At 72.6% G+C, this 18,100-nt stretch carries 13 protein-coding genes; 7 read left to right on the forward strand and 6 right to left on the reverse strand.

Annotated features, from left to right (window positions below):
• Positions 1-201 precede the first annotated feature (201 nt).
• The 5 genes from JHW41_RS25925 to JHW41_RS01720 all read left to right on the forward strand — a co-directional run bounded on the left by JHW41_RS25925 (position 202) and on the right by JHW41_RS01720 (position 5,793).
• Positions 202-333, forward strand: coding sequence for a hypothetical protein (locus tag JHW41_RS25925; RefSeq protein ID WP_256375635.1), 132 nt, complete (start codon positions 202-204; stop codon positions 331-333).
• A gap of 94 nt (positions 334-427) precedes the next feature.
• A complete protein-coding gene (locus tag JHW41_RS01705; protein WP_157490453.1) occupies positions 428-568 on the forward strand; it encodes a hypothetical protein in 141 nt (46 codons plus the stop codon).
• Positions 569-722: 154 nt separating this feature from the next.
• The gene (locus JHW41_RS01710) at positions 723-3,230 is read left to right on the forward strand and encodes a DUF6624 domain-containing protein (protein WP_250448804.1); all 2,508 of its coding nucleotides are present in this window, start codon (positions 723-725) and stop codon (positions 3,228-3,230) included.
• Entirely contained in the window at positions 3,227-4,495 is a 1,269-nt protein-coding gene (locus JHW41_RS01715) for a hypothetical protein (RefSeq protein WP_250448805.1), read from the forward strand. The genes JHW41_RS01710 and JHW41_RS01715 overlap by 4 nt, the downstream gene beginning before the upstream one ends.
• Entirely contained in the window at positions 4,492-5,793 is a 1,302-nt protein-coding gene (locus tag JHW41_RS01720) for a cupin domain-containing protein (protein WP_250448806.1), read from the forward strand. The genes JHW41_RS01715 and JHW41_RS01720 overlap by 4 nt, the downstream gene beginning before the upstream one ends.
• Positions 5,794-6,002: 209 nt before the next feature.
• On the opposite strand, the gene JHW41_RS01725 is transcribed toward JHW41_RS01720, so the two are convergent.
• Positions 6,003-6,716 (reverse strand): helix-turn-helix domain-containing protein, encoded by a 714-nt coding sequence (locus JHW41_RS01725; RefSeq protein WP_078997177.1) that lies wholly within the window; start codon positions 6,714-6,716, stop codon positions 6,003-6,005.
• A gap of 517 nt (positions 6,717-7,233) precedes the next feature.
• A complete protein-coding gene (locus JHW41_RS01730) occupies positions 7,234-8,328 on the reverse strand; it encodes a hypothetical protein (protein ID WP_250448807.1) in 1,095 nt (364 codons plus the stop codon).
• Here JHW41_RS01730 and JHW41_RS01735 point away from each other — a divergent pair.
• Positions 8,297-10,300 (forward strand): serine hydrolase domain-containing protein, encoded by a 2,004-nt coding sequence (locus JHW41_RS01735; RefSeq protein WP_250448808.1) that lies wholly within the window; start codon positions 8,297-8,299, stop codon positions 10,298-10,300. The two genes, JHW41_RS01730 and JHW41_RS01735, sit on opposite strands and share 32 nt — an antisense overlap.
• Positions 10,301-11,099: 799 nt before the next feature.
• Positions 11,100-12,161: an IS30 family transposase gene (locus JHW41_RS01740; RefSeq protein ID WP_057945874.1), complete on the forward strand. Its 1,062-nt coding sequence runs from the start codon at positions 11,100-11,102 to the stop codon at positions 12,159-12,161.
• Positions 12,162-12,484: 323 nt separating this feature from the next.
• On the opposite strand, the gene JHW41_RS01745 is transcribed toward JHW41_RS01740, so the two are convergent.
• The 4 genes from JHW41_RS01745 to JHW41_RS01760 form a co-directional block, all read right to left on the reverse strand.
• The gene (locus JHW41_RS01745) at positions 12,485-14,284 is read right to left on the reverse strand and encodes a DUF885 domain-containing protein (protein ID WP_078996409.1); all 1,800 of its coding nucleotides are present in this window, start codon (positions 14,282-14,284) and stop codon (positions 12,485-12,487) included.
• A 135-nt stretch (positions 14,285-14,419) separates the two neighbouring features.
• Complete coding sequence (locus tag JHW41_RS01750) at positions 14,420-14,842, reverse strand: cytochrome c oxidase assembly factor Coa1 family protein (RefSeq protein ID WP_057949440.1); 423 nt, start codon at positions 14,840-14,842, stop codon at positions 14,420-14,422.
• Positions 14,843-14,885: 43 nt separating this feature from the next.
• The gene (locus JHW41_RS01755; RefSeq protein WP_078996408.1) at positions 14,886-17,105 is read right to left on the reverse strand and encodes a S9 family peptidase; all 2,220 of its coding nucleotides are present in this window, start codon (positions 17,103-17,105) and stop codon (positions 14,886-14,888) included.
• A 99-nt stretch (positions 17,106-17,204) separates the two neighbouring features.
• Positions 17,205-17,927 carry a glutathione binding-like protein gene (locus JHW41_RS01760; RefSeq protein ID WP_250448809.1) on the reverse strand — a complete coding sequence of 241 codons (723 nt, stop codon included), beginning with the start codon at positions 17,925-17,927 and terminating at the stop codon, positions 17,205-17,207.
• Positions 17,928-18,100 lie beyond the last annotated feature (173 nt).

The raw sequence follows: 18,100 nt of genomic DNA on the forward strand, positions 1-18,100 counted from the left end.
GACGTTCACGTTCGGCTGAGAACCTGCTCACGCTTCTGGTGCCTGTGGGAGGCGAAAGCGTGAGCCTGGGCTAGAGTCGGAACGCCTCCGGGCCGTCGCGCGCGATCGCGCGGCGACGGTCGGCGGAGCCCGCGCCTGCTTCAGGCCATCAACGTCCGGGACCCACGCGTTCCGCGACGACATCACGTCAAGGAGAGCCGTATGAAGACCGCCAATGCCAAGTCCGCCGCGCCGTCGCCGAAGCTGGCGCCCGGCCAGCAGCAGAAGAAGACCCAGGGCCAGGGCCAGCAGTTCGCGCCGCGCTCGTGCTCGCGTTTCATCTACTGCGTCTGAGTCGTCGCCCGTGAGCTGCGCGCGGGCGCGTCCCGCGCAACGTTCCCCCGCCGCGGCCGTCGCCGCGGCCTCGCCACCGTAGGAGAACCGACCCATGAAGAAGCAAGCCGCCACCGTGAAGCCCGCCGCCAAGCCGGCCAACGCCGCGCTGAAGCTGGGCGAAGTGCGCAAGCAGGCGCCGGCCCAGGCCGCCTATCGCGCGTCCACCTGCATCCGCATCTACTGCATCCTCTGACGCCGATCGCCGCACCCGACGACGGCCGGCCGCGCGCCGGCCGTCGTTTCTGCGCCGCCGCGCGGCGAGGACGCGTGCGTCGCGGCCGCCGCCCGCCGCCGCCGTCCACGTACGCCGCCGCGCGCTCCACGATGAGATGCCGCCGCGCCGCGCGATGACGTCCGCCCGCTCCGTTCCGCCCCCTTCGCCGACCCGCACCGCCTCGCGCCCGCAGCGCGACGAGGCCGGCGCCTTGCTGCAACGCTGGCTGTCCGCGCTGGAGCGCGGCGGCGACGCGTGGTGGTGGCCGCCGCGCGCGCGCCTGGGCGCGGGCGGTTTGCTCGAACCCGCACGCGCGTGGCGCGGCGCCGCCGATGCCGCGCGCCTGCGCGAGTGGCTGGCCGATCCGCGCCTGCGCGCCTGGCGCGTATTCCTGGCCGCGCTGGAGCGCGATTGCGCCGCGCTCGCGCGCCGCCACGCGGCGCGGGTGGCGCCGGCCGCGCTGGCGCTGGACAACGGCGACCTGCACGCGCCGGTGGTGGTGCAGGCGCTGCGCCACTGCCTGGCGCCGCGGCGCACGCGCCTGCACGCGCGGCTGCAGGCGCTGCGCGACAGCCACCGGCGCTTTCTCGAACTGTTCCTGCGCCGGCTGCGCCGCGACGGCGAGGCCGGCGCGCTCGGCGCCCACGGCCGCAGCGGCGCGGCGGTCGCGCTGTGGGCGCATCCGGAGGAAACCCACAACGGCCGCCAGCGCGTGCTGCGGGTCGAATTCGAGCGCGGCGGCGCGCTGGCCTACAAGCCGCGCCCGGCCGACGCCGAGATCGCGTTCCTGGCCGCGCGCGAACGCGCCGGCGTGTTCGCCGCGATCAACGCCCTGCCGGCCGCGGCCGGCCCGGTGCGGTTGCCGACCCTGGACGCATTCCACGGCGCGCCGCGCGCGCGCGATCGCGGCCGCTATCTGTGGCAGGAATGGATCGAACCGCCGCCCGGTTACCGCCGCATCCGCGGCGCCGACCGCGGCGAGCACGAGCGCGCCACCGTACTGGCGCCGCGCGCGGCCGCGCGGCTGTGGCGCCGCGCCGGCAATCTGGCCGCGGCGTGCTTCGGTTTCGGCCTGGTCGATCTCGGCCCGGGCAACGTGCTGGCCGGCGAGCGCGACGGCGAGACCGTGCTGATCCCGGTGGACCTGGAAATCTGCCTGTTCCCGGTGCGGCGGCTGGAGGACACCGGCCTGGTCGTCGGCGAGCGCGACGAAGGCAGTTACGCGCCCGGGCTGGAACGCGCCGGCCCGGCGCAGAGCGAAGGGCCGGCGCTGGTGTGGCTGCGCGAAGACGATCGCGCGCGGCTGCGCGCGGGCGAAGGCGCAGCGCCGGCCGGCGCGCCGATCGAGGCCGGCGGCTGGCGGCTGTGCGCGAACCGGCGGCCGTGGCGTCGCCGCGCCTCGCGCACGCTGGTGCGCGACCGCGCCGGCGCGGTCGGCTACGCGGCCTACCTGCCGGGCTTCCTGCGCGGCATGTTCGATGCCTGGATGCTGCTGCACTTGAACAACGAGCGCGTCGCCGACGAACTGCGCCGCGCGCTGCGCGGGGGCTGCACGCGGGTATTGCTGCGGCCGACCGCGGATTACCTGGCCGCGCTCGACGCCGGCGCGTTCGACCAGGGCGCGGTCGAAGACGCCGCGTCGGCGCGACCGTTCAACGCCGCCGAACGCCGCCAGCTCGCGCGCGGCGACGTGCCGTATTTCTTCCGCCAGTTGCGCGCCGATGCGCCGCTGTTGGCGCTGTCGCCGCCGCCGCAGTCGCGGCTGCAACGCGTGCCGTTGCGCGGGCCGCAACGGCCGCCGATGAATCCGGCGCCGGAGTTGCTGGCCGGGCCCGAGTTCGCGCCGCTGGACCTGTGCGTGGCGCTGCGCGACGCGGTCGCGCACGCGCTGGCCGACCCGGCGGCGCGGCTGCCGGTGTGCGGCGAACGCGGCGACGCGCGCCTGGGCGTGCGCCTGCGCTGGTGGGGCGCGCGCGACGGCGAGGCCGCGTTCGATTGGCCGGCGCAGGACCGGCGTCTGATCTATCGCTGGGAAGGCGAATCGATGCACTTGCGGATCGAGGCGCTGTCCGCGACGCCGGCGAGCGACGGCGATCCGGTCGAGGACGATGCGCTCGACGACCCCGCGCGGATCGCCGAGCGCCTGCTGCGCATCGACCGCATCGACGCGGCGCTGCGCGCGCCGTGGACCGCCAGTGGCTTCGCCGACGCCGCGCTGGACGCGCAACTGCGCGAACGCGTGGACGCGGCGATGGACTGGCTGCAGCGCGTGGTCGCGCGCCACGGCTGGCCCGGCCGGGCCCTGGTCGGCGCGGACGCCGCCGCGGCCGCGTGCCGGCTGTTGCAGCATGCCGACGGGCCGCGCGCGTTCCAGGACCGCTGCCTGCGCCTGGTCGAACGCGCCGCCCGCGACGGCGACATGAGCCTGCGCGAGCTGGCCTACCTCACCGACGCGCTGCGCGTGCAGCGCGGCCGCAAGCAGCGCTTCGGCACCAAGTTCCGCCGCCGCGGCGCGGCGCTGGAGCCGTGTCCGATCGAGCAGCCGGCGCAGGTCGACGCGCGGCGCCGGGCGATGGGGCTGGAGCCGCTGGCCGATTACGCGCGGCGCGTGCGCAGCGCGTTCGAGGCGGCGCCGGCATGAGCGCCTCGCCGCGTCCGGACGATCCGCCGAGCCAGGACGACACGCCCGACGTGGACTGGTCGCCGCTGTGGCCGCACTGGGACCGCCGCGCCGCGCTGGCGCCCGGCGCCGGCGCGCCGCCGTTGCCGCCGCAGCGCGCGTTCGCGCTGATCGCGCGCGCGGCCGAACCGTTCCGCGCCGGCACCCGCTTCATGGCGCTGCCGGACGTGCGTTTCTATCGCGACGGCGCGCAACTGCGCGCGCCCGGCGACCTGCTGCCCGGCGCCGAGGACCGCGACGATCCGCAACGCTATCTGCAACGGCTGCGCGAACGCCTCGACGGCGCGCGCTTCCAGTTGCGCGTCGCGCATCCGCTGTTCCTGGACTACCCGCTGTGGGCGCGCACGCGCGCGCTGCTGGCGCCGCTGTTCGCGCGCCTGGGCCTGCCGGCGCTGCCGGTCGAGGCGAGCCTGTGGATCGGCGACGCCGACGCGGCCACGCTGGGCCTGCGCCTGGCGCCGCGCCACGTCCTGATCCAGCTGCCGCTGCTGGGCGCGTGCGCGCTGCGTTCGTGGCGGACGCGGCCCGCGCCCGGGCGCGCGCCGGCGCAAAGTCTGCGCGCGCGGCCCGGCGAGGCGTTGTGTTGGCCGGGCCGGCACTGGCACGAACTCGGCGACGAAGGCGGTTGCCTCGGCCTGGCCCTGCGCGTGCCGGTGCGCGGCGGCGACGCGATGATCGCGGCCAAGGATGCGTTGGCCGACAGCGTCGACGCCGAACTCGGCGCCGACGAACGCGTGGCGATGCTCGACTTCCCGCCGCCGCGCGCGCAGCGCGGCGCGACCGCGCTGGCGCCGCTGGCGCGGGTCGCCGCGGCGATGCGCACGGCGGTGGCGGCCGGCGAACTGGAACGCAGCGTGCGCGCCGGCTGGCTGGAACGCGTCAGCGCCGGCGCGCTGGAACCGGTGCCGGTGCCGCGCGCGCCGTCGCGCCTGCGCGCCGGCGACGAGGTCGAATGCGATCCGCGCAATCCGCTGCTGCGCCTGCGCGAAGACGCGGGTTGGCGCTGGGCGGTGGCCGGCCACAGCTTCGCCATGCCCGATCACCCGCGCCTGGATCGCCTGCTGGCGCAGTTGCGCAGCGGCGAAGCGGCGCGCGTGTCGGCGTTGTGCGCGCGCGAGTCCGGGCACGAATCCGGCCGCGGCGTCGATCCCGATCTGGTCGCCGTGCTGCAGCGCTTGTACGAGTTGCGCGGCCTGCGCCGCCGCGGCGATGAGGAGGACGCATGAGCGCATCCGACCCGCGCCGCAGCCCGCGCCTGCGCGAGACGCTCGATTGGCCGGCGTTCGTCGCGCAAGACTGGGACCGTCGCCCGGTGCTGTTCAAGGGCGTCGCCCACGGCCGGCCGTTCGCCCTCGACGAAGTGTTCCGCAGCGCCGTGGCCGCGGCGGCGCGTAGCCGCCGGCGGCTGCCGGAAGAGCCCGACAACACCGTGCTCACGCTCGGCCGTTTGCAGCAACTCGACCCCGCGCCGTGGATGCCGCGGTGCGAGGACGCGTCGCTGGACGGCTATCGCCAGCGCATGCTGGCCGCGCTCGGCGAGCGCCGCTACGCGCTGGTGATCAGCGCGTTCCACAGCTACCGCTGGCCGCTGTGGCGCAGCGAGCGCGCGTTCTTCGCGCCGCTGTGGCGCGAGGCCGGGTTGCCGGTCACCGGCGCGATCACCACCCTGTTCCACGGCAATTACGAATCCACCCCGGTCGGCGTGCACCGCGACCGCTTCGCCACCTTCATGGTGCCGGTGCAGGGGCGCAAGCGCATGCGCTTTTGGACGCGCAAGCCGTGGCGCGAGGCGATCTCGACCCTGCCCGATTACCGCGCCCATCTGCACAGCTCGTTCCTGGTCGAGGCCGAGCCCGGCGACGTGCTGTATTGGCCGGCCGACTACTACCACGTCGGCGAGAGCGTCGACGGCGGCGTCTGCACCAGCGTCAACCTCGGCGTGCCGCGGCACGAGCACCGGCCGGTGTACGAACTGGAAGACCTGATGGTCGATCTCGGCCGCGCCGACGCGCAGATCGATCCGGCCGCGCAGCTGCTGCGCGCCGCGTTGCCGGCCGATCTCGCAGTGCTGGCGCCGGCGCGGATCGGCGCCGACGGCGTGCTCGCCGAGGCCTTGCCGCCGGCCTTGCGCGCGGCGCTGGACAGCGCGCGGGCGATGGCGGCGCCGGCGGCGCTGCGCACGCGGGTGCGCGCGGTGTCGCTGCAGCGCCTGTCGGCCGGCGGCTTCGAACCGCCGCCGGCGCGCGCGCCGGCGCGCGCGTTCGCGGCGGACGCGCGGGCGGCCTTGATCGATACCGTGCTGCGCCGGCGCGAGCCCGGCGGCTGGCGCTTCGCCGCGCACGGCCACGGCCTGCGCGTGGACGGCGAGGCCGCGGCCGAGCGCGCGCTGCTGGCGCGGCTGGACCCGGGCGCGCCGGTGCCGGTGCGCGAACTGCTGCGCGGCCGCGCCGGCGAGCGCCGCGCCGCGGCGGCGCTGTTGGCCTGGCTCGACGAATGCCGCGCGTTGCGCCGGCTGCGCGGCTGAGCGGTCCGCGGCGGCCCGGTCCGGCGCGGCACGATCCGGCGCGGCACGATCCGGCGCGGCGCGGCGAAAAACTTTCGTCCGGCGAAAACTCGGCGCCGTGATCGCTGCCTGCGGCTTGTGTGACTGCGATCAGCCGGATGCAGCGTATCGGCCTTGCGCGGGCCGTCTCTTGCGCGAAGTTTTGTGGCAGGCGCCGGCGCGCGCCGCGCTCAGCCGTCCTCGCGCCGCGCGCGCGACGGGCGCGGCGGCTCGTAGCGGGCGGCGTCCTGGCGCGCGCCGTCCTGCCGCGCCATCGCTTCGCGCAGGTGCGCCTCGCCGCCCGAACATACCGCCAGCACCCGGCAGCGGCCCGGCGCGGCGGCGATGTAGGCGTGGCCCATGGCGCTGTCGAAATAGATCGAGTCGCCGGTCTCGAGTCGCGCCGGCGCGTACAGCTCGGTGTGCAGTTCGATCGCGCCTTCCAGCACCATCGCGAACTCTTCGCCGCTGTGCCGGATCAGTTCGCCGAACTCGTCCAGACTGCGCGCGCGGACCTCGGCGATGATCGGCACCAGGCGCTTGTTGAGCAGTTCCGAAGCCGGATAGAGGTGATCGTAGTTCTCTGTGCGGATCGCATAGCCCTCGCCGGCGCGGGTGATGCTGCGGCGTCCGCTGAAGGCGTCGTTGCCGGCCGGCGGCTGGTTCGAGAACAACTCGCCGATGTCGACTTCCAGGCCCTGGGCGATGCGGGTGAGCTTGTCGAAGCTCAGCGACATCTTGCCGTTCTCGATCTTGGACAAGGTGGAGATCGGCAGCCCGGTGCGCGCGCCGATCTCGGCCAGGGTCCAACCGCGCTGGCGGCGCAGGGCGCGCAGGGCGACGCCGGGATTGGGAGCGGCGGCGGGCGCGGCGACGATGACGGTCTTGCTGCGCTTGGCGGGCATGGACGGGGCCGGAAAGGGGCACACGCGACTCTAGGGCGCGGGGCGGAGGCTTGCCAAGCGTGGCGGTCAAGCGATTGTGCGGATTGTGAAACGGGGTTGGTCGTTTTGAAAATCGGGTGCGGGGTGTGGGGTGCGGGACTTGAGCTGGAGGTCAGGGGTTTGAGCGGCTGGACTCGGCCTGGGGCTCAGGCGGGGCTGGCAGGGGCGGGGCAGGAGTGGCCGCGGCTCGGGGCCTTCAGGCGGCGCGTTCGCGCGGGGCGGGCCAGCCGGGCGCCGCCGCCGATGCGTCGCTGCGGGCGCGTACACTGCCGGGCTGCCGTCGGCCCCGACGCCGGCGCGCGGTCGCGATGACGGATGTGCCGGGGCGACGCCCCGGGCGAGAGGGGGTTTTAGGGATGAGTGGGAAGGTCTGGGGCTGGGCGTGGCGCGCGAGTGCGTCGGTGGGACTGTGCTGGGCGTTGGCGGTGGCGGCGCAGCCGCCGGCTTCGCCGGAGCCGGGTGCGGCGGCCGAGGCCGATCAGGCCGCGTCGCGGCCGGCTGCGACGCGGCCCGCGGAAGCGCGTCCGGCCGCCGCCGAGCCTGCCGCCGCGCCTCGCGCCTCCGGCGCCGCCGCGTTTCCGGCCACGACCACGGCGGTGCCGCTGACGCCGTCGCCCGCGGCCGCGCCGCCGCCTGCCGCGACCCCGTCGGGCGCGTTGTCCGCGCCGGCGCCCGTGGCCGTGCCGATCGCGCCCGCCGCCGCCGCCGAAACCCGTCGTCCCGCGCCCGCCACGGCCGCGTCGCCCCCGGCGCGCACGGGCGCGACGCCCGCACCGCCCGCGACTTCGACGCCGCGCCCGCCCGCGCCGACGCCCGCGCCCGCTTCCGGTTCGTTGCGCACTTCGACACCGCCGCGCACGCCGGCCGCCGCGGCCGCGCCGCCCGCGACTTCGACGTCCGCGCCGACGTCCCCGACACCGCGCCCGCCCGCGCCGACGCCCGCGCCCGCCTCCGGTTCGCTGCGTACGGCGACGCCGCCGCGTACGCCGGCCGCCGCGTCCGCACCGCCCGCGACTTCGACGTCCGCGCCGTCCTCCGGCAGCGCAGCGTCGAACCGTCCCGCCGCCACCCCGGCGCCGCGTAACGCCGCGCCTGCGCCGGCGGCAACGCCGCGCGCAACCACCGTTCCTGCACCTGCCGCGTCGCGCCCCACCTCGACGGCCCCCGCCCAGGCTGCGCCGCGTCCCGCCGCGGCGGCCTCGGCACCGGCCGCGTCGCATCCCGCACCGGCCGCTTCCGCGCCAGCGCGGCGAGCGCCCGAGCCGCCGCGCGGCCCCTCGGCCGCCGTGCGCGCGGCGACCACCGCGCCGCCGCCCTCGCGCGTGATCGTCGACCCGCCGGCGCTGCAGCGCCCGCCCGGGTCGGCGCCGTATGTCGCGCCGCTGTCGGGCGGGGTGATCCGCCAGGCCTCGCCGCTGGCCGAAGGCGGCGTCGGCGACGACACCCAGGCGATCCCGCTGCGGCCGTTGCCGCCGCCCGCGCCCAAGCCCGCCGCGCCGCCGCCCGCACCCACGCCCGTGCCCGTGCCCGTGCCTGCACCTGTGCCCGCGCCCATACCCGCGCCGGTCGCCATCGCGCCCAAGCCGGTGGCGTTGCCGCCGCCTGCGCCGGTCGCGGTGGCGCCGTTGCCGGCCGAGCCCGGCGTCGACGACGGCGGGGGCGAGATCCTGCTCGACGCCGACGCCAGCAGCGGCCTGGCGCCGACCCCGGCGCTGGTCTCGGTCGACGTCGAGGCCTATGCCGACGGACTGGTGCCCAGCGCCCTGGCCCGCGGCGGCCTGGCCGGCGCGGTGGTCGTGGTGGTCAAGGACGGCCAGGTGATCCTGGCCAAGGGCTACGGCTACGCCGATCGCGCCAAGGGCCGGCCGATGGACGCCGCGCGCACGGTGATCCGCCCCGGTTCGATCTCCAAGCTGTTCACCTGGACCGCGGTGATGCAGTTGGTCGAACAGGGCAAGCTCGACCTCGACACCGACGTCAACGACTACCTCGACTTCCGCATCCGCGATTACCAGGGCCAGCCGCTGACCCTGCGCCACCTGATGACCCACAGCGCCGGTTTCGAAGAATCGGCCAAGCACCTGTTCGCCGCCGACCCTTCGCGCCTGCGCCCGCTGCGCGCCTACCTGGAGACGGTGCAGCCCGAGCGCATCTATCCGCCCGGGCAGGTGCCGGCGTATTCCAACTACGGCGTGGCCCTGGCCGGCTACATCGTCGAGCGCGTCGCCCGCCAGCCGTTCAACGACTACATCGAGCAGCGCGTGCTGATGCCGCTGGACATGCGCCGTTCGACCTTCCGCCAGCCGCTGCCCAAGGGCCTGGCCGGCGACGTCGCGCTCGGCTACGCCGAGCCCGGCGCCGCGCCGATCCCGTTCGAACTGGTCAACGCCGCGCCGGCCGGCGCGCTGTCCACCACCGGCCGCGACATGGCTAATTTCATGATCGCCCAGCTCGACCAGGGCCGGTTCCGCGGCGCCGAGATCCTCAAGCCCTACACCGCGCAGGCGATGCAGCGGGTGGCGGTGCGGCCGATCGCCGGGCTCGACGCGATGACTCTGGGCTTCTTCCGCCGCGACAAGCACGGCCTGACCGCGCTCGGCCACGGCGGCGCGACCGAGGCCTTCCAGAGCAGCCTGGCGTTGCTGCCGGACAAGAGGCTGGGCGTGTTCGTGTCGGTGGACGGCCCCGGCAAGGCCGGGCGCGCGCTGCATCGCGACCTGATCGACGGCTTGCTCAAGCGCTACTACCCCGAGCGCGGCGCGCCGCCGGCGACGCGGCTGACCGCGCGCCTGCACGGCAAGCAGCTGGTCGGGCGTTACGAGAACAGCCGCCAGTCGGCGAGCAACTTCCTCGCCATCGCGCGCCTGCTCGGCAGCGCGGTGGTTTCGTTGAACGACGACGACACGGTTTCGGTCTCGACCCTGCGCGCGCGCGACGGGCGGATCAAGCGCTGGCGCGAGATCGAGCCTTACGTGTGGCAGGAAGTCGACGGCGACAGCCGCCTGGCGGCCAAGCGCGTGGACGGCAAGATCGTCGCCATCGGCACCGACGACGCGCCGCCGGCGATGTGGCTGCAGCCGGTGCCGGCGTGGCGTTCGGCCGGCTGGATGCTGCCGCTGTTCTACGCGACCGTGGCGGTGCACGTGCTGGCGCTGTTGCTATGGCCGGCGGCGGTGCTGGTGCGCCGGCACACGCAGCGTCAACTCAAGCTCGACGGACGCGGGCGCGACCTGCGTTTGCTGACCTTCTTCGGCCTGATCGCGAACCTGCTGCTGCTGGCGCTGTGGGCGTGGATGTTCGGACGCATCGAACTATCGCCGCGGCTGTTCGACGGCCAGCTCGACTCGGGCCTGCGCATGGCGCAGCTGCTGGGACTGTTGAGCGTGGCGGTGGCGGCGGTGTCGATCCTCAACGCGCGCCAGGCCCTGCGCCCGCCGGCGCACCGCGTGCGCCGCGCCTGCGCGCTGGCGATCGCGGCGGCCTGCGTGGCGGTGGTGTGGTTCGTGTTCGCGCTGCATACGATGCAGTGGTCGTTGGTGTATTGAGGCGGGAGGGCGGCGCGCGGCGGGGGCGGCGTGTGCGTCGGGTGTTCGTCGTAGTCGCAGTTTCGCGGTCGCGGCTTGCGCCGCTCCTACAGGGGCTTCGGGCGCGGCGTGTCGCGCCAACACGCGCGCGCCGGCAGCGCGCAACTCCGTCATTCCGGCGAAAGCCGGAATCCATTTTGCCGTTGCCGTTGCCGTTGCTCGTGCTCGCCCCCGAGCCTGATGCAGTCGTCCCGCAGCCCCGGAGGGCGTGCGCATGGATGCGCACGCGCGCCATGGGGCAGGATGCCCCTTATGGCGCGGCCCTGCGCCCCTTTCGAGCCATAGTGGCTCTTGATCCGAAAAAGATAAGGCCTTTTCTTTGGTTACTTTCTTTGTGGCTTAAGACAAAGAAAGTGACCCGGCCGCTTGCGGACGGAAGCCCTTGATGTTCGCTTGTCTTCACCCGTAGGTACACGAAAAAGCAGCGCCCACCGCGGCACGCCCCCTGTAGGAGCGGCGCAAGCCGCGACCGCGACATCGCGCCTGCAGCGAAAGTTACGGCGTGGTTGCGTTGTCGCGGTCGCGGTTCGCGCCGCTCCTGCAGTCGGATACGCAACCCCACGTCCGTCATTCCGGTGAAAGCCGGAACCCATTTTGACGTTGCTGCTGCTCTCACCGTTACCAATGTGTCGCGCGACGACAAGCCACCATCAAGAGCTTTCGCCCGCAAGCGGTCGAGCTACTTTCTTTTGTCAGCGCGACAAAAGAAAGTAGCGCTGGTCTCTAACCTCAAGTGCATCACCTCAGTGAGGCACTGTGAATGGGTCAGCAGTATTCGCATCTGAGCGCAGAAGAGCGCGGGGCCATCATGGTCTTGATCGCCCAAGGGGCGAGCGGACGGCAAATCGCGCAGACGTTGGGTCGTGCGCAAAGCACCATCGCTCGCGAGTTGCGCCGTAATGGGTTTCGGTCCCATTCGGGGCCGCCGCTGCGCGGACGCCCCCGTTTCGATCCTGGCTACGATGCGACTCGGGCGGGCCGGCGGGCCCAGCGACTGCGGCGACGGGCGCGGGTGCGCCGCAAGCTGCGACGCGACACCGTGCTGTGGCGACGCGTGCGCTATTGGCTGGAACGGTGCTGGTCGCCGCAACAGATTGCCGACAAACTGCGGGATCTGTACCCGGACCGGCCCTGGCTGCGCGTGTCGCACGAAACGATCTATACCGCGATTTATGCGATGCCGCGCGGCGAATTGCGCCGCCAGGTGACCCGTCTGCTGCGGCAAGGGCGCAAATCCGGCCGCCGCACGCGCCAGGGAAGCGACGCCCGCGGCCATCTGCCGGATCTACCCAACATCCGCCTGCGGCCGCCGGCCGCGCATGAGCGCCTGATGCCGGGGCATTGGGAGGGCGACCTGATCGTGGGCGCGCACAATCGCTCGGCGATTGGGGTATTGGTCTGCCGCCGCACCTTGTACGTCAAGCTGGTCAAGCTCGCCGACGCGACCGCGCACACGGTGCTGGAGGCCTTCAGCTCGGCGTTCGAAGGTGTGCCGGAAAGTTTGAAGAAGACCTTGACCTACGACCAGGGCAAGGAAATGGCATCGCATCGGCAGTTGAGCGAACGCACTGGTTTAGCGATCTACTTCGCCGACCCCCATAGCCCGTGGCAACGCGGAACCTGCGAAAACACCAACGGCTTGTTGCGGCAATACTTTCCCAAGGGCACCGATCTGTCGGTGCATTCTGCGCAGCGCCTCAAAGAGGTGGCGTGGGAAATGAACAACCGCCCCCGTCGTAGCCTGGGCAGGCGCTCGCCCGTCGAGGTGCTCTATGAGGAACTCAAAAACCCGCGGGCGCAGGGTGATGCACTTGGACATTGACTCCGCCAGCCAAAGAAAAACGCTTGTTTTAAGTCAAAAGCCACTAGGTCCAGCACCCGGCGCGGGGCTGCGCCATAAGGGGCATCCTGCCCCATGGCGCACGCGCGCATCCATGCGCGCGCCCTTCGGGGCTACGAGAAATTCGCATCGGATTGGGCGGCGAGCAAAGGCAACCGCAACAACAGCAACACATTGTGGGTTCCGGATTTCGTCGGAACGCGGTTTCGCGACAAGAGACGCCGCACGGCGCGGCAAACCGGCAACGAAAAAGGCCGCGGCAATGGCCGCGGCCTTCGTTCATCCCGCGGCCGAAGCCGCGCGCGTCACTTGCCCTTGCGCTGCGGCACGTAGTCCTCCTGCACCGCCTTGGCCAGCAGCGACGGCGGCAGCAGGCCCTGGTCGAGCAGGAAGTTGTTGAAGCCCAGGCGGTCGAACTTGTCGCCCAGCGCCAGCTCGGTCTGCATGCGCAGTTCCAGGATGCGGCTGTAACCGTAGAAGTAGCTGCCGGCCTGGCCCGGCGCGTTGAACATGTAGCGGTCCAGCTCCTGCTTGGTCATCGCTTCGGAAAAACCGACCTGTTCGCCGAGGATCTTGGCCGCGCTGGCGCGGTCGGTCAGGCCGAGGTTGAGCATCGGGTCGAGGATCGCGCGCGCCGCGCGCAGCAGGCGGAACTGCAGCGCGATCAGCTGCCCGTCCAGCGGCTCGTACGGCACCATCTCGGCTTCGGCGTACAGCGCCCAGCCTTCGACGTTGACCGAGTTGAAGGCGAACATCGTGCGCGCCAGCGAGATGCCGCGCTCGACCATCGCGGTGAACTGCAGTTCGTGGCCCGGCCGGCCCTCGTGCGCCGACAGCGTCCACGCCGCCGATTCGTAGTTGAAGTCGTCGTAGTGCAACGCCTTGCCGCCGGCGCTGGGCACCGCCACCGGCAGCACGAACTGGCCCTGCTGGCCGGTGTTGCCGACCAGCGGCGCCGGCAGGAAGTGCGGCGCCGGCTGCGCCGCCGATTCGGCCTCGCTGCCCAGGCGCATCACCATCGGCCGCTGCGGCACGTCGACGATCTTCTCCTTGCGGATGATCGGGTCGATCGCGTCGATGACCTTGCGGTAGCGGCCTTCGAGCTGGTCGTTGGGGATGGTGTCGGCCTTGAGCGCGCGGATCACCGCGACGTAGTCGTGCGGATCGGCGACCTTCAGGCCCTTGGCCTGGGCCACCAGCGGCGCCAGCTGGCGCATCGCCGCGCGCGTCTCCATGAACTCGACCTGGGCGCGCTGCATCAGCAGCTGCGGATCGACGTCGATGCCGAACTGCTTGAGCTGGAACGCGTACAGCTCCGCCGGCAGGCGCGCGTCGGCGCGCGCCTTCGGCAGCACCTGCTCGCGGGTCCATTGGCCGTATTCGCGCAGCTGCGTTTCCATCGCCGCGAGCGCCTTGTCGGCACCGGAGATCTTGTACTTGACGAACAGCTTGCGGATGCCGGCGGCGTAGGTCTCGACGTTGGCCAGCGCCTGCTCGACCTCGAGCTTGGTCGGCTGCAACAGCGCCGGATTGCTCAGCCGCTCCTCGTAGCGCTGGCGCGCCAGCGCGGTCAGCGGCTGGCTGCCCGGCGCCTGGCCGACGTAGGCCTGCAGGCGCGCCAACGCCTTGGCCCGGCGCGCCGGCGGGGTCTGGTCGGACAGCAGCGCGTTCATGCCCGAGAACACCGTCTGCGGCGCGTCGAACCACGGCAGCATCAGCTTCTCGTTGAGTTCGCTGCCTTGCACGCTCTGGTCGATCGCGCCGAGCAGGATCTGTAGGTCCTGGCGCACGTTGGGATCGCGCTCGAGTTCGAGCTTCTCCTGCAACTGCGCGCGCGCCTTGCCCATCGCCGCGCGGTAGCGCTCGGTCACGCCCGGACGCAGGTCGCTGACCTTGTCGTCGTAGCCCGGGATGCCGAAGAAGGAGAAGCCCTCGGGCGAGAAATCGGCCTGGGCCTTGATCAGGATCTGGGTGTACTCGTTGCTTTGGTTGACCCAGGCCGGAACCGGCTTGGCGGCCTGGGCCGCGGCGGGTGCGGCGTCCGCCGCGGCGGCGAGGGCGGGGGCGCACAGCGCCAGGGCGATAGCGAGAACGAGCGGTTTCATGGCGGCGACCCTTGTCGGAAGTGCGGAAAGGAAAAGCGGCGGCTGACGCGCTGCGTTGGCCAGCATCGGCCGGCGGCCGCGCGCGGCCAAGCGCCGAAGGTCATGCGCGCGGCCCCGGGGCCGGCGCCGCGCGGCTCAGTGGTCGGCGGCGCTGCGCAGGTCGAAGCGCTCGCGCGGCGGGCCGAAGGCTTCGCCCTGCAGGCGCTGGTAATGCCAGGTGCCGCTTTCGAAGCCGCCCTGCACGTCGACGCTGCCTTCGCCGCGCGGGCCGCGCAGGAACACCACGAACGCGGCCCGGCCCTGCTCGCGCTGCTCGACCACGCCCAGCGGGATCCACTTGGTCTGGATCGGCTCGCCCAGGGCCTGGACCATGCCGGCGTCGCCGCGCACCCGCGCCATCGCCTCGCGATAGGGCGCGGTGTCCTTGACCGAAGACATCAACGCGTAGAGCGAGCCCAGGCCGATGGCCAGCGACAGCGCCATCATCACCACGAAGCTCAGCACCAGCATCAACACCCAATGCCGCTGCACCCAGGGTTTGCGGTATTCGGTTTCCATCGCGTCGCGTTCCTTGTCGTCGGTCGGTGGCGGGGCAGGGCGCTCAGCGCTTGAGGCAGCGCTCGAAGAAATCCTCGGTCAGGCGCAGCCGGTGCAGGTTGTCGCGCCCGCGCAGGCCGTGCTTGGCGCCGGGGTAGGTCATCAGCTCGAACGGGCGGCCGCGCTGCTGCAGCGCGCTCATCAGCACGGTGGAGTTGGTGAACAGCACGTTGTCGTCGGCCATGCCGTGGATCAGCAGCAGGCGCGAGGTCAGCCCGTCCAGGTGTTCGAGCACGCGGCCTTCGCGGTAGCCGTCGGGGTTGCTCTTGGGCAGGCCCATGTAGCGTTCGGTGTAGTGGCTGTCGTACAGGCCCCAGTCGGTGACCGGCGCGCCGGCGGCGCCGCAGGCGTACTGGTCGCTGGCCTTGGCCAGCATCATCAGGGTCATGTAGCCGCCGTTGGACCAGCCGTAGACGCCGATCTTGGCGCCGTCCACCCACGGCTGCGACTTCAGCCACTTCACACCTTCGAGCTGGTCGGCGATTTCGACCGTGCCCTGCTTGCGGTACAGCGCGCCGCCGAACGCCGCGCCGCGGCGCGGGGTGCCGCGGTTGTCGAGCGAGAACACCACGAAGCCTTGCTGGGCCAGGTACTGGTTGAAGTCCGGCGCCCAGACGCGCTTGACCGACTGCGCCGCCGGGCCGCCGTACACGTAGACCACCACCGGATAGCGTTTGGCCGGATCGAAGCCGGTCGGCTTGATCAGGCTGTAGTGCAGTTCGGTCTTGCCGTCGGCGGCCTTGAGCGTGCCGAACTCCAGCGGCCGCTGCGCCTTGAGGTAGGGCGCGTAGGGATGCTTGGGATCGCTCAGGTCGTTGGCGATCAGCGCGGCGATGCGGCTGCCGTCGTTGCGCATCAGCTCCAGCTGCGGCGGCGTGGTCGGGTTCGACCAGCTGTCGACGTAGACGCTGGCGTTCTTGGCGAAGCTGGCGGCGTGGATGCCGTCGTCCTTGGACAGGCGCTCGATCGCGCCGCCGGCCAGCGGCACGCGATAGATCTGGGCGTCGGTCGGGCGGTCCTTGCCGGCGGCGAAATACACCTGGCCGGCGGCTTCGTCGACCGCGAGCACGCTGTCCACCGGCCAGTCGCCGGAGGTCAGCGCGGTCGCCTTGGCGCCGTCTTCCGACAGCAGGTAGAGATGTTCGTAGCCGCTGCGCTCGCTGTTCCACAGGATGCGGCCGTCGGCGAGGAAGCGCAGGTCGTCGTGCAGCGGCACCCAGGTCTTGCTGGTCTCGGTCTGCAGCGTGCGCTGCCGGCCGCTGGCCAGGTCGGTCTCGATCAGTTCGAGCGTGTGCTGGTCGCGCGACTGGCGCTGGAAGGTCAGGCGTCCGGCGTCGCGCCAGTCGACGCGGGCGAGGTAGATGTCCTGCTCCTTGCCCAGGTCGATCTCGCGCGGCGCGCCGCGGCCGGCGCCGATCGACGCCACCCGCAGCTGCACGCGCACGTTGTGGTCGCCCGCCGCCGGATAGCGCTGCTCGACCACGTCGGTGCGGTCGGGATAGACCTCGTAGCGCTTCTGCACCGGCACCGGCGATTCGTCGATGCGGGCGTAGGCGATGGCCGAATCGTCCGGCGCCCACCAATAGCCGGTGTGGCGGTCCATTTCCTCGTCGGCGACGAACTCGGCGACGCCGTTGCCGATGGTGTCGCTGCCGTCGGCGGTGAGCTGGGTCGCCTTGCCGTCGGCCAGGTCGATCACCCACAGATTGCGGTCGCGCACGAAGCTGACGTAGCCGCCCTTGGGCGAAAGCTTGGGATCGGTGGCGAAGCCTTCGCCGTGGGTGAGCCGGCGCACCGCGGCCTTGCCGGTCTTGGTCAGGTCGTACAGGTACAGCTCGCCGCCGAGCGGGAACAGCAGGCGCTTGCCGTCGGGCGACCACTGGTAATCGACGATGCCCGACAGCGCGGCGATGCGCTGGCGCTCGCGCCGCGCCTTCTCCGCGTCGCTGAGCACTTCCGCGCCGGGCAGCACGTCGTCGGAATCCACCAGCAGCGCGGTCTTGCCGCTGGCGATGTCGTAGGCCCACAGGTCCAGGCGGTTGCGGTCGCGCGGCTTGCCGCGCAGGAAGCTCACCTTGCTGCCGTCCGGCGCCACCTTGGGCTTGAGCAGGCTCGGCCCCGACAACGGCGCGTCGCCGGTCAGCGCTTCCAGGGTCAGGCGGCCGTCGGCCGGCGCGGCGGCGGGCGGAGCGGCGAGGGCGGGCGTGGCGGCGGTCAGCGACATGGCGAGCAGGCAGGCAGCGAAGCGGCGGGGTGTGTTCATCGAATTGGGCGGTCCGTGGCGAACGCCGCCGGCGCGGGGCCGGCAGCGGGGCGGCTGGCGTTACTGCGGATGGGGCGCCGACGACCCCGGCGTACCGAACAGGTGCTTGCGCATCTCGTCGGTCATGGCCTTGTCGGCGCGGTATACCTTGCCCATTTCGTAGGCGCGCTGGAAGGCCGGGCGTGCGGAAAGCGCGTCGTGCCAGCGCTGCACCGCGGGGTAGCGGGCCAGGTCGACGTGGTGCCAGTCGTGCTCGCGGGCCCAGGGATAGCAGGCGAAATCGGCGATGCTTAGGGCCTCGCCGGCGACGAATTCGCGCCCGGCCAGGCGCTTGTCGAGCACGCCGTACAGGCGTTCGGTCTCGCGCTGGTAGCGGTCGATGGCGTAGGGCACCTTCTCCGGCGCGTAGCGGTTGAAGTGGTGGTTCTGGCCCAGCATCGGGCCGTAGCCGCCGACCTGCCAGAACAGCCATTCATCGACCTCGACCCGGCCGCGCAGGTCGGCGGGCGCGAACAGCCCGGTCTTTTCCGCCAGATACCGCAAGATCGCGCCGGACTCGAACACGCTGATCGGCGCGCCGCCGTCCGCCGGCGCATGGTCGACGATCGCCGGCATGCGGTTGTTGGGCGAAATGGCCAGGAATTCGGGCTTGAACTGGTCGCCGGCGCCGATGTTGACCGGCTCGATGCGATAGGCCTGGGGGCGGCCGGCGTCGGCGGCTTCTTCCAGGAACAGGGTGATCTTGTGGCCGTTCGGGGTGGGCCAGTAGTGCAGGTCGATCATGGGGGACGGACTCCGCTGAGTGGACGGGCGTGCGAAAACCGGGTTTCGCGGCAGCCGGCAGTGTAAGCGCGGCCCCGCGCGAGCGGCCGTTGCGGGCCTGGAAAGGCGCGTGCCAGCGCGCATGCGACGCGTGCCGCGCCTGAATGCGACGGCCGTTGCCATGGCGATGACGC

Origin of the sequence: Lysobacter enzymogenes (genome assembly GCF_023617245.1) — a bacterium.
GTDB lineage: Bacteria > Pseudomonadota > Gammaproteobacteria > Xanthomonadales > Xanthomonadaceae > Lysobacter > Lysobacter yananisis.

Excerpts from the sequence above, each read along its gene's own strand:
- JHW41_RS01745 (WP_078996409.1), bottom strand. The coding sequence starts at position 14,284 with ATGAAACCGCTCGTTCTCGCTATCGCCCTGGCGCTGTGCGCCCCCGCC.
- JHW41_RS01760 (WP_250448809.1), bottom strand. The coding sequence starts at position 17,927 with ATGATCGACCTGCACTACTGGCCCACCCCGAACGGCCACAAGATCACC.
- JHW41_RS01710 (WP_250448804.1), top strand. The coding sequence starts at position 723 with ATGACGTCCGCCCGCTCCGTTCCGCCCCCTTCGCCGACCCGCACCGCC.
- JHW41_RS25925 (WP_256375635.1), top strand. The coding sequence starts at position 202 with ATGAAGACCGCCAATGCCAAGTCCGCCGCGCCGTCGCCGAAGCTGGCG.
- JHW41_RS01730 (WP_250448807.1), bottom strand. The coding sequence starts at position 8,328 with ATGGCGACCGGCGCGGGTATGGGCGCGGGCACAGGTGCAGGCACGGGC.
- JHW41_RS01725 (WP_078997177.1), bottom strand. The coding sequence starts at position 6,716 with ATGCCCGCCAAGCGCAGCAAGACCGTCATCGTCGCCGCGCCCGCCGCC.
- JHW41_RS01715 (WP_250448805.1), top strand. The coding sequence starts at position 3,227 with ATGAGCGCCTCGCCGCGTCCGGACGATCCGCCGAGCCAGGACGACACG.
- JHW41_RS01705 (WP_157490453.1), top strand. The coding sequence starts at position 428 with ATGAAGAAGCAAGCCGCCACCGTGAAGCCCGCCGCCAAGCCGGCCAAC.
- JHW41_RS01720 (WP_250448806.1), top strand. The coding sequence starts at position 4,492 with ATGAGCGCATCCGACCCGCGCCGCAGCCCGCGCCTGCGCGAGACGCTC.
- JHW41_RS01750 (WP_057949440.1), bottom strand. The coding sequence starts at position 14,842 with ATGGAAACCGAATACCGCAAACCCTGGGTGCAGCGGCATTGGGTGTTG.
- JHW41_RS01740 (WP_057945874.1), top strand. The coding sequence starts at position 11,100 with ATGGGTCAGCAGTATTCGCATCTGAGCGCAGAAGAGCGCGGGGCCATC.
- JHW41_RS01755 (WP_078996408.1), bottom strand. The coding sequence starts at position 17,105 with ATGTCGCTGACCGCCGCCACGCCCGCCCTCGCCGCTCCGCCCGCCGCC.